The organism is Microlunatus antarcticus, from assembly GCF_014193425.1.
GTDB classification, from domain to species: Bacteria; Actinomycetota; Actinomycetes; order Propionibacteriales; family Propionibacteriaceae; genus Microlunatus; species Microlunatus antarcticus.
The window spans coordinates 3,124,190-3,141,399 of record NZ_JACHZG010000001.1; the positions used below are offsets into that span (position 1 = coordinate 3,124,190).

A 17,210-nucleotide genomic window follows, 5' to 3' on the forward strand; every position below is an offset into this window, starting at 1 on the left:
CCGGGGGCGCGCGACCGTACGGCGTCAGCGGTTGATCAGGGCGGCGAGCGCGACGACGCCGGCCGTCGAGGTCCGCAGCACGTGGTCGCCGACGCGGACCGTACGGGCGCCCACGGCCTCGAAGGCAGTCAGCTCCTCCGGGCTGATGCCGCCCTCGGGCCCGACCACGATCACCACCTCGCCGGCGGACGGCAGCGCGACCCGGGCGATGGCCTCGGTGGCGTCCTCGTGCAGCACGAGGGCGAGGTCGGCTGCAGCCAGCCGCTCGGCCAGGGCGCGGGTGCCGACCGGCTCGGAGACCGTCGGGACCTGCAGCCGCCGGGACTGCTTGGCCGCCTCGCGGGCCGTGCTCCGCCACCGGCCGAGGCCGCGTTCCACGCGGTCGGCCGACCAGCGCGCGATCGACCGCGACGCCTGCCACGGAACCACCTCGGCGACGCCGACCTCGGTCAGCATCTCCACGGCCAGCTCCGCGCGGTCCCCCTTGGCCAGCGCCTGCGCGACGACCAGCCGTACGGGTGGCGCGGGCTGGTCGAGCACCTCGGTGACCCGGACCCGTAGCCCAGCCTTCGTCGCGTCGACCACCTCGCCGCGCACCCCGCCGCCGGACCCGTCGGCCACGACCACGCGGTCACCTGCACGGAGCCGCCGCACCGTGACGGCGTGGTGACCCTCGGGGCCGTCGACGAGCACCTCGCCACCCACGGGCGGCCGCGTCCCGGCCAGGCTCTCGAGCAGGAAGAGCGCGTCGGTCACCGGTCGGCGAAGGCGTGGCGCAGGCGCCCGAAGACCCCGCGGCCCTGCTTCTGCACGGTGCCGTCCGGTGCCGTCTCCTCGCGCAGTTCGGCGAGCTGGCGCAGGAGCTCGCGCTGCTCGTCGTCGATGCGCGTCGGCGTCTGCACGAGCAGCGTGACGCCCAGCTCACCGCGCCCGTTGGAGCGGAGCTTGGGAACACCCCAGCCGTCGAGCGCCACCCGGGTGCCGGACTGCGTGCCCGGCGCGACCGTGACGCGGACCTCCCGGTCCTCGTCGTCGGTGTCGGGCAGGTCGCCCTCGAGCGTCTGCACGGTGACCTCGGTGCCGAGCGCGGCGGCGGTCATCGGGATCCGGACCGTCACCTCGAGGTCGTCGCCCTCGCGGCGGAAGATCTCGTGCGGCGCGACGACCAGCTCGACGTACAGGTCGCCGGCGGGACCGCCGCCGGCCCCCACCTCGCCGTGCGCGGCCAGGTGGATCCGGTTGCCGGTGCTGACGCCGGCCGGGATCTTGACGTTGATCGTCCGCGCGGATCGCACCCGGCCGTCGCCCGAGCACTCCGGGCACGGGTTGGGGATGACGCTGCCGTAGCCGCCGCAGGTCGGGCAGGGCTGCGTGGTGCGGATGTCGCCGAGGAACGAGCGCTGCACGTGCGTGACGTCGCCCTGGCCGTGGCAGGTGCGGCACTCGACGGGCTCGGAGCCCTCCTGCGCGCCGCTGCCCTGGCAGAGCGGGCAGAGCACCGCGGTGTCGACCCGCAGCGGCTTGGTCACGCCGAACGCGGCCTCGGCCAGCTCGAGGTCGAGCCGCACGAGCGCGTCCTGGCCGCGCCGGACGCGCGACCGGGGACCGCGGCCGGCCTGGCCGCCGCCGAACATGGCGTCGACGAGGTTGCCGAAGTCGAAGCCGCCCTGGTTGGTGAAGCCGCCGGAGAACCCGCCGCCGAGGCCACCGCCCAGCGGGTCGGCGCCGCGGTCGTACAGGTCCTTCTTCTTCGGGTCGGCGAGGACCTCGTACGCCTCCGCGACCGCCTTGAAGCGCTCCCCCGCGTCGGGCTCGGTGGCCACGTCGGGGTGGAGCTTCATCGCGAGCTGGCGGTAGGCCTTCTTGATCTGCTCGGGTGAGGCGTCGCGGGAGACGCCGAGCGTCTCGTAGTAGTCAGCAGCCATGGGGGTGGTCGGTCATCCTGATTCTGGTCAGCCCTGCGCGAGGAATCGGCCCACGTACCGCGCGACCGCGCGGACGGAGGCCATCGTGGAGGGGTAGTCCATCCGTGTCGGACCGACGACCCCGAGGGTGGCGCGGCTGCCGTAGCCGCTGGCGACGACCGAGGTCGTCTGGAGCTCCTTGAACGGGTTCTCCTGCCCGATCCGGACCGTGACGGCGTCGGAGGTGGCCTCGCCCAGCAGGGTGAGCAGGACGACCTGCTCCTCGAGGGCCTCCAGCACCGGCTTCATGCTGCCCGGGTCGGCGGCGTACCGGGTCAGGTAGGGCATCCCGCCGATCACCATGCGGGTCGACGTCTCGCTGCCCAGCATCTCGAGCAGCGCGGTCACCACGACCCGGCCGAGCGGGAGCGTCGGCTCGGACAGCGCGGTGAGCAGCCCGGACAGGTTCGCGCCGGCCTCCTCGGGCGTCTTTCCCGCGGCGGCGACGTTCAGCCGGGACCGCATCTCGCCCAGGCTGTCCTCGTCGAGCTCGGGCACCTCGAGCGAACGCTGCTCGACCCGTCCGGTCGAGGTGATCAGCACGAGCAGCACGCGGGTCGTCGAGAGCGAGACGAGCTCGACGTGACGCACCGTGGAGTGGCTCAGCGTCGGGTACTGCACGATCGCGACCTGCTGCGTCGCCTGGGCGAGCAGCCGGACCGTCCGGAGCAGGATGTCGTCGAGGTCGAGCGCCCCCGACAGGAACGTCTGGATCGCCCGCTGCTCGGCCGTGGAGAGCGGCTTGACCGTGCCGAGCCGGTCGACGAAGAGCCGGTAGCCCTTGTCGGTCGGGATGCGGCCCGCGCTGGTGTGGGGCTGCGTGATGTAGCCCTCCTCCTCCAGCGCGGCCATGTCGTTGCGGACCGTGGCCGGGGAGACACCGAGGTCGTGCTTGTCCACCAGCGCCTTGGACCCGACGGGCTCCTGGCTCGACACGTAGTCGGTGACGATGGCGCGGAGCACCTGCAGCTTGCGGTCGTCCATGCGGTCACCCCCTTCGCCGGCGCCGCGGCGGGACGCCCGGCAGCGCTTTGGCACTCGCGTGCGGTGAGTGCCAGTCTAGCCCCGTGACCCAGCCCGAGCAGGACGCCGAGCCGACGTACGACCTCGGGCCGTGGGAGGAGCTGGCGCCTTCGGTCTGGCGGGCCGTCGCCGAGCCGGACGCGGTCAACCTCGTGCTCGTGGCCGGCGCCGAGCGGGCGCTGCTGGTCGACACCGGGTCGAGCCCGGAGCAGGGCCGTACGGTCCGCGCGGCGGTGGCCGAGGTCTGCGACGTGCCGCTCGAGGTCGTCGTGGTCACGCACGCCCACGACGACCACCTGCTCGGGCTGCCGGCGTTCGCCGACCTGGTCACCGTTGGCCACGAGGACGTACCGGGCGTCAGTCGGCCGATGGTGCTCGCCGTCGCCTTCGACCTGGGCGGACGCCGGGTGGAGGTCGCGCACCTCGGCCGCGGGCACACCGGCGGCGACCTGGTCGTGGTCGTCCCCGACGCCGACCTCCTTCTCGTCGGCGACCTGGTGGAGCAGGCCGCGCCGCCCTCGCTCGGGCCGGACTCGTTCCTGCAGGAGTGGCCGGTCACGGTCGACGGGGTGATCGGGCTGATGACGGCCGCGACCCGCGCCGTGCCGGGTCACGGCGACCCGGTCGACCGGCCGTACGTGTACGAGCAGCGCGGCCGGCTGGCCTCGGTCGCGGGCGAGGTGCGCCGGCTCGCCGAAGCCGGCGTGGGAGCGGTCGACGCGGCGGACCAGGGCGACTGGGCCTACCCGGTCGCGACGCTCGCTCCGGGCCTGGAGGTCGCCTTCGCCCAGCTCGGTCCGATCACCCCTCGGCGCACGCTGCCGCTCGCCTGACGCAGGGGCCCGATTCTTTTTCCGGCCGCGCGCATCCCGATCGGCCGCCCGGGCGCAGTCCAGGTATCCCACCCCACCTGGAGGCCGCATGAGAACGTCCGCCCACACCCGCCCCGTCATCGGGGCGGTCGCCCTGGCCGTCGCGTCCGGGGCCCTGCTGCTCCCGACCACCACCGCGAGCGCCGCCGACACCGCCACGGTGTCGATCCTCCACGCGGTGCCCGGTGCGACGGTCGACGTCTACGCCAACGGCAAGGCGCTGCTCACCGACTTCGAGCCCGGCACGCTGACCGACCCGCAGATGCTGCCCGCCGGCAGCTACGACCTCAAGGTCGTCGCCGCCGGTGACGGGGCCGACGGCGACGCCGTCGCCGAGCTGGAGAACGCGGAGGTCCCGGCCGGCGCGAACGTCACCGTCGTGGCCCACCTCGACTCCGGTGGCGACCCGGAGTTGACCGCGTACGCGAACGACGTCTCGGGCATCGACGCCGGCGACGCGCGGCTCATCGTGCGGCACGACGCCGCGGCCCCGGCCGTGGACGTCCGCGCCGACGGTGACGTGGCCTTCGCCGACCTGGAGAACCCCGACGAGGCCAGCGCCGAGCTGCCCGCCGGGACGATCAGCGCCGACGTGACCCTGGCCGGCGAGGACGACAGCGTCATCGGCCCGGCCGACGTCGACCTCGCGGAGGGCACGACCACGATCGTGTACGCGTGGGGCTCGGCCGAGGACGACAACCTGGAGCTGGCCGTGCAGACGATCGACGGCATGGGCGGCAACCCGGGCGGCGTCCCCGGTGGCACCGGTGGTCAGGCGGCCGCGGCGTCGCCGGCGACCCTCGGGCTGCTCGGGATCGGCCTCGCCGGTCTGGTCCTGGCGGGCTCGCGCCTGCTCGGCCGGTCCGGCCGGGGCGTCAAGGTCCCGACCCTGCGGTGACCTCGCGTTGACCGTACGACCCCCGCGGCAGGACGGCTGGCTCTGGCCAGCCGTCCTGGCTGCGTCCGCCCTGCTGGTCCTGCTCGCGGGCCAGCAGGTCGTCGCCACGCCCACCGTGGCGGCCGGCGTCCCCGTCTCGACGCAGCTCGAGCCGGTCGCTCCCGCCACCCTTCCGGCGCTGGAGCCCGCACCGACGCCCTCGGCCAGCGCCCGGGACGTCCCGGAGCGCGCGTGGAAGACCCGCCCGGCCACGCCGCGCAAGCCGGTCGACCGCACCGCGCCCGACCGGGTCGTGGCGAAGGCGGTCGGCCTCGACCTGCGCGTGGTGCCGACGGGCGTCGCGAAGAACGGGCAGATGGCGCTGCCCGAGAAGCCGACCGAGCTCGGCTGGTACCGCTTCGGCGCCGCGCCCGGGGACCGTCGGGGTGCCGTCGTGGTCGCGGGCCACGTCGACAGCGACCGTTACGGCGCGGGCCCCCTGACCCGTGTGGCCGGGCTCGAGCGGGGCGACCGGGTCGAGCTGCACGACGGATACGACGGCACCACGACGTACGAGGTGACGAAGGTGCAGCGCATCGACAAGGACGACTTCACGCCCGACGCCGTGTTCGACCGCTCCGGTCCCGCGGTGCTCCGGCTGATCACCTGCGGTGGCGCGTACGACGCGGAGAACGGCGGCTACCAGGACAACCTCGTCGTCACGGCGGTTCCCCGGTGAGCGCCGAGGTCGCCGGTCGTGGTTCACCATGGGTGGCAGTGGCCCCGCGCACACGCCAGCTCGACGCCGAGCCGGTCGACGAGGTCACCACCGCGTACGGGGACGGGGAGCCGATGACGGCCGACGACGGTCTGGCGCGCGGCTTCGTCGCGGGCGACCGCGCCTGCCTCGAGGAGGCGTACCGACGCTGGTCTCCCCTCGTCCACACGCTCGCGCTGCGCGAGGTGCGCACCGCCGCCGACGCCGAGGACGTGACGCAGCAGGTGTTCGTCAGCGCCTGGCGCAGCCGCGCGGACTACGCCCCCGAGCGTGGCAGCCTCGCCGGCTGGCTCGTCGGCATCACCCGGCACCGCCTGGTCGACCACCACCGTCGCCACCAGCGCCAGCTGCGCCTGGTCACCACGCTCGAGAGCGAGGCCGTCACGACCCCGGCGGAGGGACCGCCGCCCGAGCGGGACCTCGAACGCCTCGTGCTCGTCGCGGAGATCCAGCAGCTGCCCGACCCGCGTGGGACGATCTTGCGGATGGCCTACTGGGAGGGCTACACGTACGCCCAGATCGCCGAGGGGCTCGGGCTGCCGCTGGGCACGGTCAAGAGCCACGCCCGACGGGCGCTGCTCCACCTGCGGAGCCGGTTGAAGGAGGCAGCGGCGTGGCCCACCTGAGCGACGAGCAGCTCGCCGCCCTCGCGGCCGACGCCGACCACCGGGCGACGCCCGACGAGCTCGACCACCTCGGTTCCTGCGCCTCGTGCAGCCGGGAGCTCGGCGCGCTGAGCGATCTCGCCCGCGACGCCCGCGCGGTCCGGCCGAGCGACCTGCGTCCGCCCCGGCCCGAGGTCTGGGCCGCCGTCGAGCGGGACCTGGCGGGCGACGAGCCCGTGGCGGCACCGCCTCGCCCGGCGTCCTCCAGGCCGGCCTCGCGCCGGCGCGGTGCCCTGGTCGCCGTCGCGGCGGTCTCCGGCCTGGTCGTGGGCGTCGGCGGGACGCTGGGTGTGCTCGCCCTGCGCTCGTCCGACGAACCGGTCGCCGGTCCGGCTCTGGTCGCCAGCACCGTCCTGGCCCCGCTGCCCGGCGAGACCGGCGAGGGCACGGCCGAGCTCGTCCGCGACCGCGACACCCTGCAGCTGCGCGTCCACGCCACCCTCACCTCCTCGCCCACCCGGGACTACCACGAGGTCTGGTTGATCAACAGCGACGGACGCCGGATGTACGCGCTCGGGGTCCTCCCCTCGTCCGGCGACGCCAGCTACTGGCTCCCGACGCCGACCGACGACCGGCTCGACGGCTACCAGACGGTCGACATCTCCCTCGAGCCCGAGGACGGCGACGCCGCGCACTCCCAGCACAGCCTCGTCCGCGGCCGGCTCCCGGGCTGACGCCGGTCTGACTCCGGGCCGCCCGCGGCGCACGCCTCGTCCGACCCGCGGCTCGCCTGCCCTCCTGCCGTGACCTTCGGTCAGGCCTTCACGCTCCTCAGCGCCGGGTTCGTCCTGCTCGGGGCGGTCTTCGTCGTCCTGGGGGCGCGCACCCTGGCGAGCACCCGCCGGCGGCGACGCACCTGGCACGCCTACCCGGGTCGCGTGGTGGCCACCCGGCCGGACGGGGACCTGGTGCGGTGCCAGGTCGCCTACCGGCGCGACGGCACGCAGGTGCTGTTCTGGAACCGCTACACCTCGTCCGTCCTGCGTGACCCGGTCGGGCGCGACGTCCCCGTCCTGGTCAACCCGGCCGACCCGCACGACGCCGTGGTCGACGGCGGGATCGTCGACGGCTCGACCGTGGGCGTGGTCTTCGTCGTGGTCGGCTCCCTGGCCGTCGTGATCGGTCTCGTCGTCGGGCTCGTCGCGCTCACCTGACGACCGGCCGAGCCTCGTCCGGGCCCGTCGTACGGGTCTAGGGTCCGGACCATGATCCTGGTGACGGGCGCGTCGGGGAACGTGGGGCGGCAGGTGGTCGACCAGCTGGTCGGCCGCGGGGAGCCCGTGCGGGCGCTCAGCCGGCGGCCCGGACGGGTCGACTGGCCCGACGGCGTCGAGGCCGTCGCGGGTGACCTCACCGAGGAGCTGCCGGCCGAGGTGCTCGCGGGGGTCCGGGCCCTCTACCTCTTCCCCGAGCCCGCCCGCGTGCGCGCGGTGGCCGAGGCGGCGGCCGCGGCGGTCGTACGGCACGTGGTGGTCCTGTCGTCCATCTCCGTCGCGATGGACACGCCCCCGGAGCTGGAGCCCCTGAGACGACGCCACCTGGCGGTCGAGGAGGCCGTCGAGGCCTCCTCGATGACGTGGACCCACATCAGGCCGGGGATGTTCATGGCCAACACCCTCGGCTGGGCCGCGTCGGTCCGGGCCGAGGGCGTCGTGCGCCAGCCCTTCGGAGACTCGACGGCCGCCCCCGTCCACGAGGCCGACATCGCCGCGGTGGCGGTCGCGGCGCTCCTCGACCCCGGGCGTCACGCCGGTCGGGCGTACGCGCTGTCCGGCCCGGAGCCGCTGAGCCAGCTCGACCGCGTCCGCGTCCTCGCCGAGGTCCTCGGTCGGCCGGTGCGCTTCGAGGAGCAGACCCGCGACCAGGCCCGCGCCGAGATGCTCGCGAACCCGTGGGTGAACGAGGGGCTGGCCGACGCGCTGCTCACCATGCTCGAGCAGGCGAGCGGCGTCCGCGACGGGATCGTGCTGCCCGGCGTCGAGGACGTGCTGGGTCGGCCAGCCCTGACCTTCGCCCGGTGGGTCGAGGACCACCGGGCGGACTTCGCACCGCAGGGCTGACCGGCCCGACCTCACACCGTCGGGCGCGAGCACGCCGAATCGCGTGTGGAGCGGGCCGGACCTCGGTACGCTTCCGAACAACGGGGACCAGAAGATCCACTCCGACGAGCAGGGCCCGCGACGCCGCGGGCACCTGGGTGCACCTGGAGGCCCCGTGGCCACGACCCCCCTGATCGACGCGCCGACGCGCACCACCTACGCCCACGGCCGTGCGCGGCCCTCGGCCCGCGACGAGCTCGACGCCCACCTCCGCCTCCAGCACCGGGTCGACCTGCTCCCGTCGCTCGTCGACGGCTGCCACCACGCCAGCGTCACGACCGTGACCGGCGGGCGGCTCACGGTCCGGGTCTCCACCGACCGCACCGCCCGGCGTGCCGACGAGTTGCAGGACGCGCTCGGCGAGGGCCCGTGCCTCCAGTCCGTCCGGACCGGGCACAGCGTCGTCGCCGCGGACCTGCGGACCGAGACACGGTGGACCCGCTGGTGCGCCGAGGCCGTCTCCGACCTCGGGCTGACGGGTGCGCTCTCGGTGCTGCTGGTCTCGAACCTGCGGCCGCTCGCCACCCTCAACCTCTACTCCGACACCGTCGGCGGGCTCGCCGAGCTCGACCTCGCCCACCTTCACACGCTGACGGCTCCCCTGTCGTCCGTCCTGCTGCGTCGGCTCGCCCGCTAGGACACCGCGCTGTCCTCCCGCGTCGCGGCCCAGGAGGCGAGCAGCGCCAGCGCCTCGGCCGTGGGCGATCCCGGCTCGGCGGCGTAGATGGTCAGGCTGAGTCCCGGCTCGGCCCGCAGGTCGGAGCTGAGGTAGCTCAGCTCGAGGTCGCCCACGACGTGGTGGCGGTAGTGCTTCACGCCGGCCCCGTGGGTCCGGACGTCGTGGGCCCCCCAGCGACGCCGGAAGTCGTCGCTGCGCGTCGAGAGCTCTCCGACGAGGTCCTGGAGCTCACGATCGTGGGGGTCTCGGCCGGCCGCCGTACGCAGGTTGGCGACGGTCGTGGCGGCCGCGGCCTCCCAGTCGGGGAAGAACCGTCGCGCCGCGGCGTCGAAGAACGTGAAGCGGGCGAAGTTGGGCGGACGGGCCGGGGTCGCGTAGAGGTCGGCGTAGAGCGTGCGGCCGAGGTGGTTGGCGCCCAGCAGGTCCGACCGCTCGTTGCCGACGATCGCCGGGGCCGCCGTGATGCTGTCCAGGGCCCACTGCGTGGCGGGCCGGATCGAGCGAGCCCGGCCGGCCCGGCGAGGACGCATGGCGGCGGTCGTGCCGTCCGCCGCCTGGGCGAGGTGGAACAGGTGACGACGCTCGGCGTCGTCGAGCCGCAGGGCGCGAGCGAGGGCGTCGAGGACACCGGCCGAGACGCCTCCGAGCAGCCCGCGCTCGAGCTTGGCGTAGTACTCGACGCTCACGCCCGAGAGCGCGGCCACCTCGCTCCGACGCAACCCGGGAACGCGGCGCTGCCCGTACTGGGCCAGACCGACCTGCTCGGGGGTGATGCCGGCCCGGCGCGAGGTCAGGAACTCGGAGACCTCGGCCCGGTTGTCCATGGGTCCGACCCTAGAGCGGCCGGCCCGGACGAGGGAGGCACCACGAGTACACGCATCGTCAGGGGCTGGGCCCCTCCCGACGACCGACGTTGGCTGGGACGCATGGACCACTCGACGGTGCGGACCCGCACCCGTACCCGCCTCTCGCGAGCAGCCGCGGTGCTGCCCACCTCCGTGCTCGTCGTGCTCGCGGCGCCGGCCCTCGGCTGCCTCCAGCGGCCCGCGCCCGCCCCGTCGACCGCACCGTCCGGGGCCGCCGTCACTGTGGCGCTGCTCGACACGCCGGCGGGCCGGGCGTTCGCCGAGCAGGCCCCGGTCCCGCTGCGGTGGCGCGACCTGCTCGGTCAGGCGAAGGCGGTCCACCTCTCCACGCCGCTGCCGGTCGCGGACGACGAGCGCGTCCTCGACCCCGCGGTGGGCGGCGTCTACTACTGGCCCCCGAGCGGGGACGTCGCCGTCTTCTACGAGGACCTCGGGCAGACCGTCCCCCCGCCCGGCCTCGTGCCGCTGGGCACCGTGACCGAGGGGCTCGACGCGGTCGCCGGGGCGGGCCGCAGCACGACGGTCACCGTCCACGCCGTCCGAGCCGGAGGGGCGGCGACGGGAATGCCCACGCCCCGGGCCGGGTTGGGGCGGGCATGAGTGATCTCGCCACGCGCGCCCAGACCCTGCTCGACCTCCACACCGCCCAGGACATCCTCGTCCTGGCCAACGTCTGGGACGTCGTCTCGGCCCGGACCGTCGCCGCGACGCCGGGGGTCAAGGCCCTCGCCACCGCGAGCCACTCGATCGCCGCGACGTTCGGCTACGACGACGGCGAGAACATCCCGCTCGAGCTGCACCTCGACATGGTCCGACGCATCGTCGCCGCCGTGGACGTCCCCGTCACGATGGACCTCGAGGCCGGGTACGGCGACGCAGGCGCCACCGCACGGCGCGCCATCGAGGTCGGTGTCGTCGGGGGCAACCTCGAGGACCAGATGAAGCCGTTCGACGAGGCCGTGGCCGCGGTCGAGGCCGTGATCGCTGCCGGTCGCGACGCCGGCATCGACTTCGTGCTCAACGCCAGGACAGACGCCGTGGCCAGGGCCGGCGACGCCCCGCGCGGCCAGGTGATCGACGAGGCGATCCGCCGCGGCCAGGCGTTCCTCGCCGCCGGCGCCCCGGTCGTCTTCGTCCCGGGCCTGGTCGACCGCGAGGAGATCCGTACGGTCGCCGAGGCGTTCGGTCCTCGCCGGCTGACCGTGATCAGCGTCCCCGGTGTCTCGCTGCCCGCCCGCGAGCTGCAGGAGCTGGGCGTCGCGCGCGTGTCGACGGGCCCCTTCACCCAGCGTGTGGCCCTGACCGCGCTCCAGGACGCGGCCGCCGAGATCGTCGCCGGCGGCGTCCTGCCCGCCGGGACCCGCGCGCTGAACTGACCGCCCGGGAGGCCCGGCCCTCGCTGGGCCGGGCCTCCCGTACCCCTCGCTCCTCCGGCCCAGACACCGCCTCCGGGTCTCGCGTGGACACCGGGATGCGGCCGGTGCGAGGGTGTGGGCAGCCGTCGCCGTCCAGGTCGACCCCTCTGCGGCCCGCCGCAGCCCCCAGGAGCTCAGATGACCGACGCAGCGCACGACCCCCGGGCCAAGAAGGACTCCCTCAAGGTCCAGCACGAGGGGCGCGTCGTGGCCGCCGCCGAGGTCACCGCGCCGCCGGAGCCGCACGGGAAGGCCTCGGTGGCCCTGACCGCCCGTCGCGGCGAGGCGCCGCCCGAGGCCCGCAGCGAGCTCGTCGACCAGGTGCTGGACCACCCCGGCGTGCGCCAGAGCGACAGCGTGCACGTCGTGGTCCCGCTCGGCGACGGCGCGTCGCTCACGCGTCTGCAGGAGCGCACCACCAACTTCGACGCGCGCGCCGCCGGCGCCTCCTCGATCATCGAGGCCGACGTCGCGGAGCCCCCCGCCCCGCAGTGACCGGCGGCGGTCGGGAAGCATGCGTGCGGTGCGCCTGCTCCTGATCCGTCATGGCCAGACCCCCGCCAACGTCGCCGGGGCGCTCGACACCGCGGTCCCGGGGCTGCCGCTGACCGCCCTCGGCGAGGCCCAGGCCGCCGCGGTCCCGGCCGCCCTCGCCGACGAGCGCGTCGACGGGATCTACGTGAGCCGACTGGTCCGCACCCAGCTGACCGCCGCTCCCCTGGCCCGCGCCCGGGACCTGCGGGTCGAGGTCCGGGACGGCTTCGAGGAGGTCTCGGCCGGCGCGTACGAGATGAGCTCGGAGCCCGAGGCGGTCGAGGCGTACGTGGGAAGCCTGGCGGCCTGGATGGCCGGCGACCTCGACCACGCAGTACCCGGCGGCGAGGACGGGCATGCCTTCCGGGCCCGGTACGACGCGGCGGTGGCCGCCGTGGTCGACGCGCACCGGCCCGACGCGACCGCCGTCGTCTTCAGCCACGGCGCCGCCATCCGCGCGTACGCCGCCCTCGCCACCCGCCTCAGCCCCGAGGAGTCCCACGAGCTGTGGCTCGCGAACACCGGCCTGGCCGTCCTCGTCGGCGACCCGGCGTCGGGTTGGCGGCTCGACCGCTGGCACGCCGAGCCGCTCGGCGGGAGCGCCCTGCTCGACCGCGCCGCGCAGGACGTCACCGGCGAGAGCACCGACGACCTGGACGCCGAGACCGACTGAAGCAGGACGCGCACCAGGGTTTCCCCACCCCTCACCCCCTCGGCGAGCGGTAGGTTGCCGCGAACTTTCAGCGCTGGAAAGCGCGGCAACCTACCTCTCGCGGACCTCGGGAGGAGCAGGCCGGCGCCAGCGGTAGGGCGTGGTGGTGGAGACGGCGACCAGACCGGAACGTTCCAGGATCGGGCGCGACCACGCGGTCGAGTCGCTGTGGACGAGGGTCTTGCCGAGCGCGAGCGCCGAGCGGGCCCGTACGGCGGTGAGCGCGCGGTAGATCCCCCGCCCGCGCCAGGTGGGCAGCACGGCGCCACCCCAGACGCCGGCGAAGTCGGTCCCCACGACGGGCTCCAGCCGCCCGGCGCCGACGACGTCGCCGGCGGACTCCGCGACCCAGAGCTCCATCCCGTCGTCGAGGGCGAGCCGCCGGAGCAGGGCGTCGGCCATCTCCGCCGACACCGCGTCGCCGAAGGCGATGTCCTGCATGGCGCTCATCGCCCGGACGTCGGCCTCGTCGGTGACACGGCGCAGGTGCACCCCGTCGGGCAGCGAGACGTCGACGTCGAGCAGGTCGGCCCGCCCGATCACGATCGACTCCGTCTCCTCGGGCGCGAAGCCGCGCTTGATCAGCGCGTCGTGCAACCCCGGAGCATGATCATGTCCGCGGGTCTTCCACTCGACCCGGTCGATCGCGGGGTCGCCCGCGTAGTGGTCGAGCGCCTGCGCGACCCAGTCCGCGATCGTCTCGGCGTCGGCGCCCGCGAGGTCGCGGTAGGTGACGAAGCCGCGCCCACCGGCGAAGGTCACCAGCCGCAAGGGACCGAGCCGTTCGACCCGGATCGCGCTGGGGGTCTCCGCGTCGGTGCGCAGCTGCGCGTCGTACGCCGCGAGGTAGTCGGTCTCGGTGCTCATGCCCCCGAGTCTGGCGGGTGTGGCAGCGTGGCCTGATGAACGGTGCACGCGCGGTCCTGGCCGGGGCCTCCGGCTTCCTCGGCCCGCGGCTGGCGCAGGACCTGCGGACACGCGGGTACGACGTCGTGGTCGTCGGGCGTCGCGGGCCGGACGTGCGCTGGGACGACCGGGCGGCGCTCGACGCCGCCGTCGACGGCGCCGACCTCGTGGTCAACCTCGCCGGGCGTAGCGTCGGCTGCCGCTACACCGACGCCCACCGCGAGGAGATCTACCTCTCGCGGACCCGGACGACCGGCGCGCTCGGCGACGCCGTACGCCGCGCCGTACGACCGCCGCGGCTGTGGCTGAACGCGAGCACCGCGACGATCTACCGCCACGCGACCGACCGACCGCAGACCGAGGACGACGGCGAGCTCGGCGAGGGCTTCTCCGTCGACGTGGCGCGCGACTGGGAGCGCACGTTCTTCGCCGGCGAGCTGCCGGCGACCCGACGGGTGGCGCTGCGGATGGCGATCGTGCTCGGCGACGGTCCGGCGCTCAACAAGCTGCTCACCGCCGCCCGCCTCGGAATGGGCGGCCCGCAGCAGGACGGGTGGTGGTTCCCGCACCGGCGCTACCGCGGCATCGGGCCGACCCCGACGGGGCCGCCCCGGTGGCGGGGTCACCACGACACCCGTGACGGCGACCAGCGCTTCAGCTGGATCCACGTCGACGACCTGGTCGCGGCGGTCGCGTTCCTCGACGAGCACGACGAGGTGGCCGGCCCGGTGAACCTCGCCGCACCCGGCACCAGCACGAACCGTGCGCTGATGGCCGCCCTCGGCCGGGCCGGGCACGCCCCCTTCGGGCTACCCGCACCGCGGTGGCTCCTGGAGATCGGGATGGTCGTGCTGCGCCAGGAGTCCGAGCTCGTGCTCAAGAGCCGCTGGGCCGTCCCGGAACGTCTTCTCGACGCCGGCTTCACGTTCCGCTGGCCCGAGCTCGACGCCGCGGTCGCGGACCTCGTCCCGGGCGCCACCCGCTAGGCGAGCGCGACCGTGGTCTGCGTGCCGACCGGCTCGTAGCCGAGGCGGCGGGCCAGGCCCAGGGAGGCGACGTTCTCGGCGCGGCACCGCCACTGCGCGACGAGGCCGGAGTCGAGCGCGTCGTTCGTCGCCATCGCTCCGGCGAGCAGGCCACGCCCGGACCGGCGCAGCGCGGGCGGGACCAGGACGCCTACGTTCGCGAGGATGCCCTGCCACTCGTCGTAGCCCGACCCGGCGTCGGGGGCCTCGCGGTCGTCGAGCAGGACGAAGCGGTCGGCCATCCGCCCGAGGCCGACCTCGGTCACGTCGTCCGGCGGGCACTGCCGCTCGAGGTCGTGCACGGCCTGCGGGTCGTCGGCGACGACGACCGTCTCCAGGGCCTCGTGCTCGACGTAGCGGTCGGTGAAGGACAGGATCCCCGCCCCCAGCAGCCGGCCCGGCGCCGCCCCGTCGGCCGTCTCCGCGGTCAGCCCGAGCAGGCCGGGACCCGACGCCAGCACGCCGTCGTCGACGCCCTCGGCGCGGTCGAGCAGCCAGTCCGGCCCGACGAGCACGCGGTGCTCCCACAGGCTGACGAACATCGCCACCGAGCTGTCGACCCGGGTGAGCCGCCACGACGTGCCCGGCTCGAGGGCGTCGTCCGGCAGCCCGAGCCGGCGCGCCCACGCCAGCTCCACGATCGCGCGCGTCCCAGGTTCCACCCGTCGAGCCTAGGACCCGGAGGACTGCCGCACGATTCACTCTGCCGTCAGCGCGACGCGCCCTCGTTCAGGTAGCGCAGCACGGCGACCACGCGCCGGTCGGCCTGGTCGTCGGGCGCCAGGTCCAGCTTGGCGAAGATGCTGCGGATGTGCTTGTGCACCGCCCCGTCGGTGATGACCAGGGAACGTCCGATGGCCGCGTTCCCGAGGCCCTCGGCCATGAGCGCGAGCACCTCGAGCTCGCGCGGGCTGAGCCGGGTCAGCGCGCTCCGCGCCGGGCGCCGGGTGAGCAGCTGCTCGACGACCTCCGGGTCGATGGCCGTACCGCCGTCGGCGATGCGGTGCAGCGCGACCAGGAACTCCTCGACCCGGCCGACCCGCTCCTTGAGCAGGTAGCCGAGCCCCGCCGCGCCCGTGGCCAGCAGGTCGGTGGCGAAGCTCTGCTCGACGTACGCCGAGAGCACCAGCACCGCGAGCCCGGGCTGCCGCCGGCGAGCCTCGACGGCCGCCACGATGCCCTCGTCGGTGTGCGTCGGCGGCATCCGGACGTCGACGATGGCCACGTCCGGGTCGTGCTCCCCCACCGCGGCGAGCAACGAGGCGGCGTCGTCGGCCGTGGCCACGACGTCGATCGACTCGGCGCGCAGCAGCAGGCTCAGCCCCTCCCGCAGCAGCGGGTCGTCCTCGGCGATCACGACCCGCACGGCAGCGCAACCTCCACGGTCGTCGGACCGCCCGCAGGGCTGTCCAGGCGGAAGGTCCCGTCGTACGCCTCGACCCGCCGCCGGATGCCGGTCAGCCCAGACCCGGACCGCCCGTCGGCACCCCCGTGACCGTCGTCGGCCACCCGCAGCCGCAGCTCGCCGGCGACCGTACGGGCGTCGACGCGCACCTGTCGCGCCCCGCTGTGGCGGGTGTTCGATACCGCCTCGGCCGCGGCGAAGTACGCGGTCGCCTCCACCGAGGCGGCGCAGCGTTCCGCCAGGTCCACCGCCACGACGCACGGGACGGGCGAGCCGACGGCCAGGCCGTGCAGCGCCTCGGCCAGGCCGCGGTCGAGGACCGGCGGGAGGATGGACCGCACCACCCCGCGGAGCTCGGCCAGCGCCTGCTCCGTCGCCGCCTGCGCCTTCTCGAGCAGCTCGTCGGCGGTGGCGGGGTCGCGGACGACGGCCCGACGGGCCGCCCCGATGAGCACGTTCGCGGCGACGAGCCGGTTCTGCGAGCCGTCGTGCAGGGACCGTTCGATGCGACGCAGCTCGGCCGCGTGGGCGTCCAGAGCCGCCGCCCGCGTGCTGACGAGCTCGGCGACCCGTCGGGTGAGGTCGCCCCCGAGCGGGGCCAGCAGGGCACGGCCGGGCCAGCTCTGCAGCCGCGCGACGGCGGGACCGACCGCGACGAACAGGGCCGCGAACGCCAGCCCCAGCAGGGCGACGAGCAGGGCGTCGCCGAAACCGTCGACCCGGGCGAACACCACGCTCGGCGCGTGGTCGGTGGCGCGGTACCAGAGCGGGTAGGTCACGTCCTGCACGACCCACAGGGGCAGCGTCAGGCCGATCAGCCCGACGACGACGCCGACGGTCCCGTGCAGCACGAGCCACCCGAGCTCGCGGCGGACGACCGGGTCGCGCACCACCTCCCGGGCGGTGCCGGGCGACACCCCGGCCGGCGGCAGCGGTCGACCCGAGCGCGACACCCGGGAACGTTCCCGGTCGGCGACGGCGCGGACCAGCCGCGCCGCGGTCGGGACGACGAGCACCCCCACGCCGACCAGGCAGAGCGCGGCGACCGCCAGGACCGCGACGAGGACGAGGAGCGCGAGCACGCCGGTCGCGAGGCCGGCGAGGATCTGCTCGAGGGCGTCGACCGCCCGGCGCAGCCGGTGCGCGAGGCTCTGGCCGAGGCTCTGGCCGGCGGTCTGCCCGAGCTCGCCCCGACGCGCCGGTCGCTGGGCGACGGCTGCCTGGTCACCGTCCACGGCGCACCTCCTCAGCGCCGACCCTAGGTCAGCCGGAGCCCGGACCGCGCCCGACGGCGCGAAGAGTAGAGCCTGCTGCACCACGGGTCGGGCAGCCAGCGGGATCGTGCGGGGCCTCGCGGATTCCTAGCGTCGGAGGAGTCAGATTCCCCTCT

General features: G+C 75.1%; 21 protein-coding genes. 13 read left to right on the forward strand and 8 right to left on the reverse strand.

Features of this window, described 5'->3' with window-relative positions:
- Positions 1–24: 24 nt before the first annotated feature.
- From FHX39_RS14575 to hrcA, 3 genes are read right to left on the reverse strand one after another with little or no spacing between them, the layout of a single operon-like run.
- Positions 25–756: a 16S rRNA (uracil(1498)-N(3))-methyltransferase gene (locus FHX39_RS14575; protein WP_183339564.1), complete on the reverse strand. Its 732-nt coding sequence runs from the start codon at positions 754–756 to the stop codon at positions 25–27.
- Complete coding sequence (dnaJ, locus tag FHX39_RS14580; RefSeq protein WP_183339566.1) at positions 753–1,925, reverse strand: molecular chaperone DnaJ; 1,173 nt, start codon at positions 1,923–1,925, stop codon at positions 753–755. Before dnaJ ends, FHX39_RS14575 begins: the two co-directional genes overlap by 4 nt.
- Positions 1,926–1,952: 27 nt before the next feature.
- Positions 1,953–2,948 (reverse strand): heat-inducible transcriptional repressor HrcA, encoded by a 996-nt coding sequence (gene hrcA, locus FHX39_RS14585; protein WP_183339568.1) that lies wholly within the window; start codon positions 2,946–2,948, stop codon positions 1,953–1,955.
- Between the two features lie 83 nt (positions 2,949–3,031).
- Here hrcA and FHX39_RS14590 point away from each other — a divergent pair, with 83 nt between their 5' ends.
- The 8 genes from FHX39_RS14590 to FHX39_RS14625 all read left to right on the forward strand — a co-directional run bounded on the left by FHX39_RS14590 (position 3,032) and on the right by FHX39_RS14625 (position 8,915).
- Positions 3,032–3,820, forward strand: a complete 789-nt coding sequence (locus tag FHX39_RS14590; protein ID WP_183339571.1) for an MBL fold metallo-hydrolase — start codon at positions 3,032–3,034, stop codon at positions 3,818–3,820.
- A gap of 88 nt (positions 3,821–3,908) precedes the next feature.
- Positions 3,909–4,757 carry a DUF4397 domain-containing protein gene (locus tag FHX39_RS14595; RefSeq protein WP_183339573.1) on the forward strand — a complete coding sequence of 283 codons (849 nt, stop codon included), beginning with the start codon at positions 3,909–3,911 and terminating at the stop codon, positions 4,755–4,757.
- A 7-nt stretch (positions 4,758–4,764) separates the two neighbouring features.
- Entirely contained in the window at positions 4,765–5,475 is a 711-nt protein-coding gene (locus FHX39_RS14600; RefSeq protein WP_183339575.1) for a class F sortase, read from the forward strand.
- Positions 5,476–5,513: 38 nt separating this feature from the next.
- The gene (locus FHX39_RS14605) at positions 5,514–6,140 is read left to right on the forward strand and encodes a sigma-70 family RNA polymerase sigma factor (protein WP_332836846.1); all 627 of its coding nucleotides are present in this window, start codon (positions 5,514–5,516) and stop codon (positions 6,138–6,140) included.
- Positions 6,128–6,853 carry an anti-sigma factor gene (locus FHX39_RS14610; RefSeq protein ID WP_183339577.1) on the forward strand — a complete coding sequence of 242 codons (726 nt, stop codon included), beginning with the start codon at positions 6,128–6,130 and terminating at the stop codon, positions 6,851–6,853. The genes FHX39_RS14605 and FHX39_RS14610 overlap by 13 nt, the downstream gene beginning before the upstream one ends.
- A gap of 69 nt (positions 6,854–6,922) precedes the next feature.
- On the forward strand, positions 6,923–7,333 hold the full coding sequence (locus FHX39_RS14615; protein ID WP_183339579.1) for a DUF3592 domain-containing protein: 411 nt from the start codon (positions 6,923–6,925) through the stop codon (positions 7,331–7,333).
- 51 nt (positions 7,334–7,384) lie between these two features.
- The gene (locus FHX39_RS14620) at positions 7,385–8,239 is read left to right on the forward strand and encodes an NAD(P)H-binding protein (protein WP_183339581.1); all 855 of its coding nucleotides are present in this window, start codon (positions 7,385–7,387) and stop codon (positions 8,237–8,239) included.
- A gap of 154 nt (positions 8,240–8,393) precedes the next feature.
- Complete coding sequence (locus FHX39_RS14625) at positions 8,394–8,915, forward strand: GAF domain-containing protein (RefSeq protein WP_183339583.1); 522 nt, start codon at positions 8,394–8,396, stop codon at positions 8,913–8,915.
- Here FHX39_RS14625 and FHX39_RS14630 read toward each other — a convergent pair.
- A complete protein-coding gene (locus FHX39_RS14630) occupies positions 8,912–9,781 on the reverse strand; it encodes a helix-turn-helix transcriptional regulator (protein ID WP_183339585.1) in 870 nt (289 codons plus the stop codon). The two genes, FHX39_RS14625 and FHX39_RS14630, sit on opposite strands and share 4 nt — an antisense overlap.
- A 102-nt stretch (positions 9,782–9,883) precedes the next feature.
- Between FHX39_RS14630 and FHX39_RS14635 the strand changes: the two genes are divergently transcribed.
- The 4 genes from FHX39_RS14635 (at position 9,884) to FHX39_RS14650 (ending at position 12,445) form a co-directional block, all read left to right on the forward strand.
- Positions 9,884–10,423, forward strand: a complete 540-nt coding sequence (locus tag FHX39_RS14635; RefSeq protein WP_183339587.1) for a cyclophilin-like fold protein — start codon at positions 9,884–9,886, stop codon at positions 10,421–10,423.
- A complete protein-coding gene (locus FHX39_RS14640) occupies positions 10,420–11,199 on the forward strand; it encodes an isocitrate lyase/PEP mutase family protein (RefSeq protein ID WP_183339589.1) in 780 nt (259 codons plus the stop codon). The genes FHX39_RS14635 and FHX39_RS14640 overlap by 4 nt, the downstream gene beginning before the upstream one ends.
- Positions 11,200–11,376: 177 nt before the next feature.
- Positions 11,377–11,733 carry a hypothetical protein gene (locus FHX39_RS14645; RefSeq protein ID WP_183339591.1) on the forward strand — a complete coding sequence of 119 codons (357 nt, stop codon included), beginning with the start codon at positions 11,377–11,379 and terminating at the stop codon, positions 11,731–11,733.
- Between the two features lie 28 nt (positions 11,734–11,761).
- Positions 11,762–12,445 carry a histidine phosphatase family protein gene (locus tag FHX39_RS14650; RefSeq protein WP_183339593.1) on the forward strand — a complete coding sequence of 228 codons (684 nt, stop codon included), beginning with the start codon at positions 11,762–11,764 and terminating at the stop codon, positions 12,443–12,445.
- 90 nt (positions 12,446–12,535) lie between these two features.
- Here the strand turns inward: FHX39_RS14650 and FHX39_RS14655 are convergent, their stop codons facing one another.
- On the reverse strand, positions 12,536–13,351 hold the full coding sequence (locus FHX39_RS14655; RefSeq protein WP_183339595.1) for a GNAT family N-acetyltransferase: 816 nt from the start codon (positions 13,349–13,351) through the stop codon (positions 12,536–12,538).
- Between the two features lie 35 nt (positions 13,352–13,386).
- On the opposite strand from FHX39_RS14655, the gene FHX39_RS14660 reads away from it, so the two are divergent.
- Positions 13,387–14,376 (forward strand): epimerase, encoded by a 990-nt coding sequence (locus FHX39_RS14660; RefSeq protein ID WP_183339597.1) that lies wholly within the window; start codon positions 13,387–13,389, stop codon positions 14,374–14,376.
- Here FHX39_RS14660 and FHX39_RS14665 read toward each other — a convergent pair.
- Genes FHX39_RS14665 through FHX39_RS14675 form a run of 3 tightly spaced genes read right to left on the reverse strand, consistent with a single transcriptional unit; the run spans position 14,373 to position 17,055 of the window.
- Positions 14,373–15,077 carry a GNAT family N-acetyltransferase gene (locus tag FHX39_RS14665; protein WP_183339599.1) on the reverse strand — a complete coding sequence of 235 codons (705 nt, stop codon included), beginning with the start codon at positions 15,075–15,077 and terminating at the stop codon, positions 14,373–14,375. The two genes, FHX39_RS14660 and FHX39_RS14665, sit on opposite strands and share 4 nt — an antisense overlap.
- 47 nt (positions 15,078–15,124) lie before the next feature.
- On the reverse strand, positions 15,125–15,781 hold the full coding sequence (locus tag FHX39_RS14670) for a response regulator (protein ID WP_183339601.1): 657 nt from the start codon (positions 15,779–15,781) through the stop codon (positions 15,125–15,127).
- Entirely contained in the window at positions 15,769–17,055 is a 1,287-nt protein-coding gene (locus tag FHX39_RS14675; RefSeq protein ID WP_183339603.1) for a sensor histidine kinase, read from the reverse strand. Before FHX39_RS14675 ends, FHX39_RS14670 begins: the two co-directional genes overlap by 13 nt.
- Positions 17,056–17,210 lie beyond the last annotated feature (155 nt).

What these genes read in the sequence shown, in the direction of transcription:
- hrcA (WP_183339568.1), bottom strand. Translation starts at nt 2,948, where the DNA reads ATGGACGACCGCAAGCTGCAGGTGCTCCGCGCCATCGTCACCGACTAC.
- FHX39_RS14630 (WP_183339585.1), bottom strand. Translation starts at nt 9,781, where the DNA reads ATGGACAACCGGGCCGAGGTCTCCGAGTTCCTGACCTCGCGCCGGGCC.
- FHX39_RS14595 (WP_183339573.1), top strand. Translation starts at nt 3,909, where the DNA reads ATGAGAACGTCCGCCCACACCCGCCCCGTCATCGGGGCGGTCGCCCTG.
- FHX39_RS14655 (WP_183339595.1), bottom strand. Translation starts at nt 13,351, where the DNA reads ATGAGCACCGAGACCGACTACCTCGCGGCGTACGACGCGCAGCTGCGC.
- dnaJ (WP_183339566.1), bottom strand. Translation starts at nt 1,925, where the DNA reads ATGGCTGCTGACTACTACGAGACGCTCGGCGTCTCCCGCGACGCCTCA.
- FHX39_RS14620 (WP_183339581.1), top strand. Translation starts at nt 7,385, where the DNA reads ATGATCCTGGTGACGGGCGCGTCGGGGAACGTGGGGCGGCAGGTGGTC.
- FHX39_RS14635 (WP_183339587.1), top strand. Translation starts at nt 9,884, where the DNA reads ATGGACCACTCGACGGTGCGGACCCGCACCCGTACCCGCCTCTCGCGA.
- FHX39_RS14640 (WP_183339589.1), top strand. Translation starts at nt 10,420, where the DNA reads ATGAGTGATCTCGCCACGCGCGCCCAGACCCTGCTCGACCTCCACACC.
- FHX39_RS14645 (WP_183339591.1), top strand. Translation starts at nt 11,377, where the DNA reads ATGACCGACGCAGCGCACGACCCCCGGGCCAAGAAGGACTCCCTCAAG.
- FHX39_RS14660 (WP_183339597.1), top strand. Translation starts at nt 13,387, where the DNA reads ATGAACGGTGCACGCGCGGTCCTGGCCGGGGCCTCCGGCTTCCTCGGC.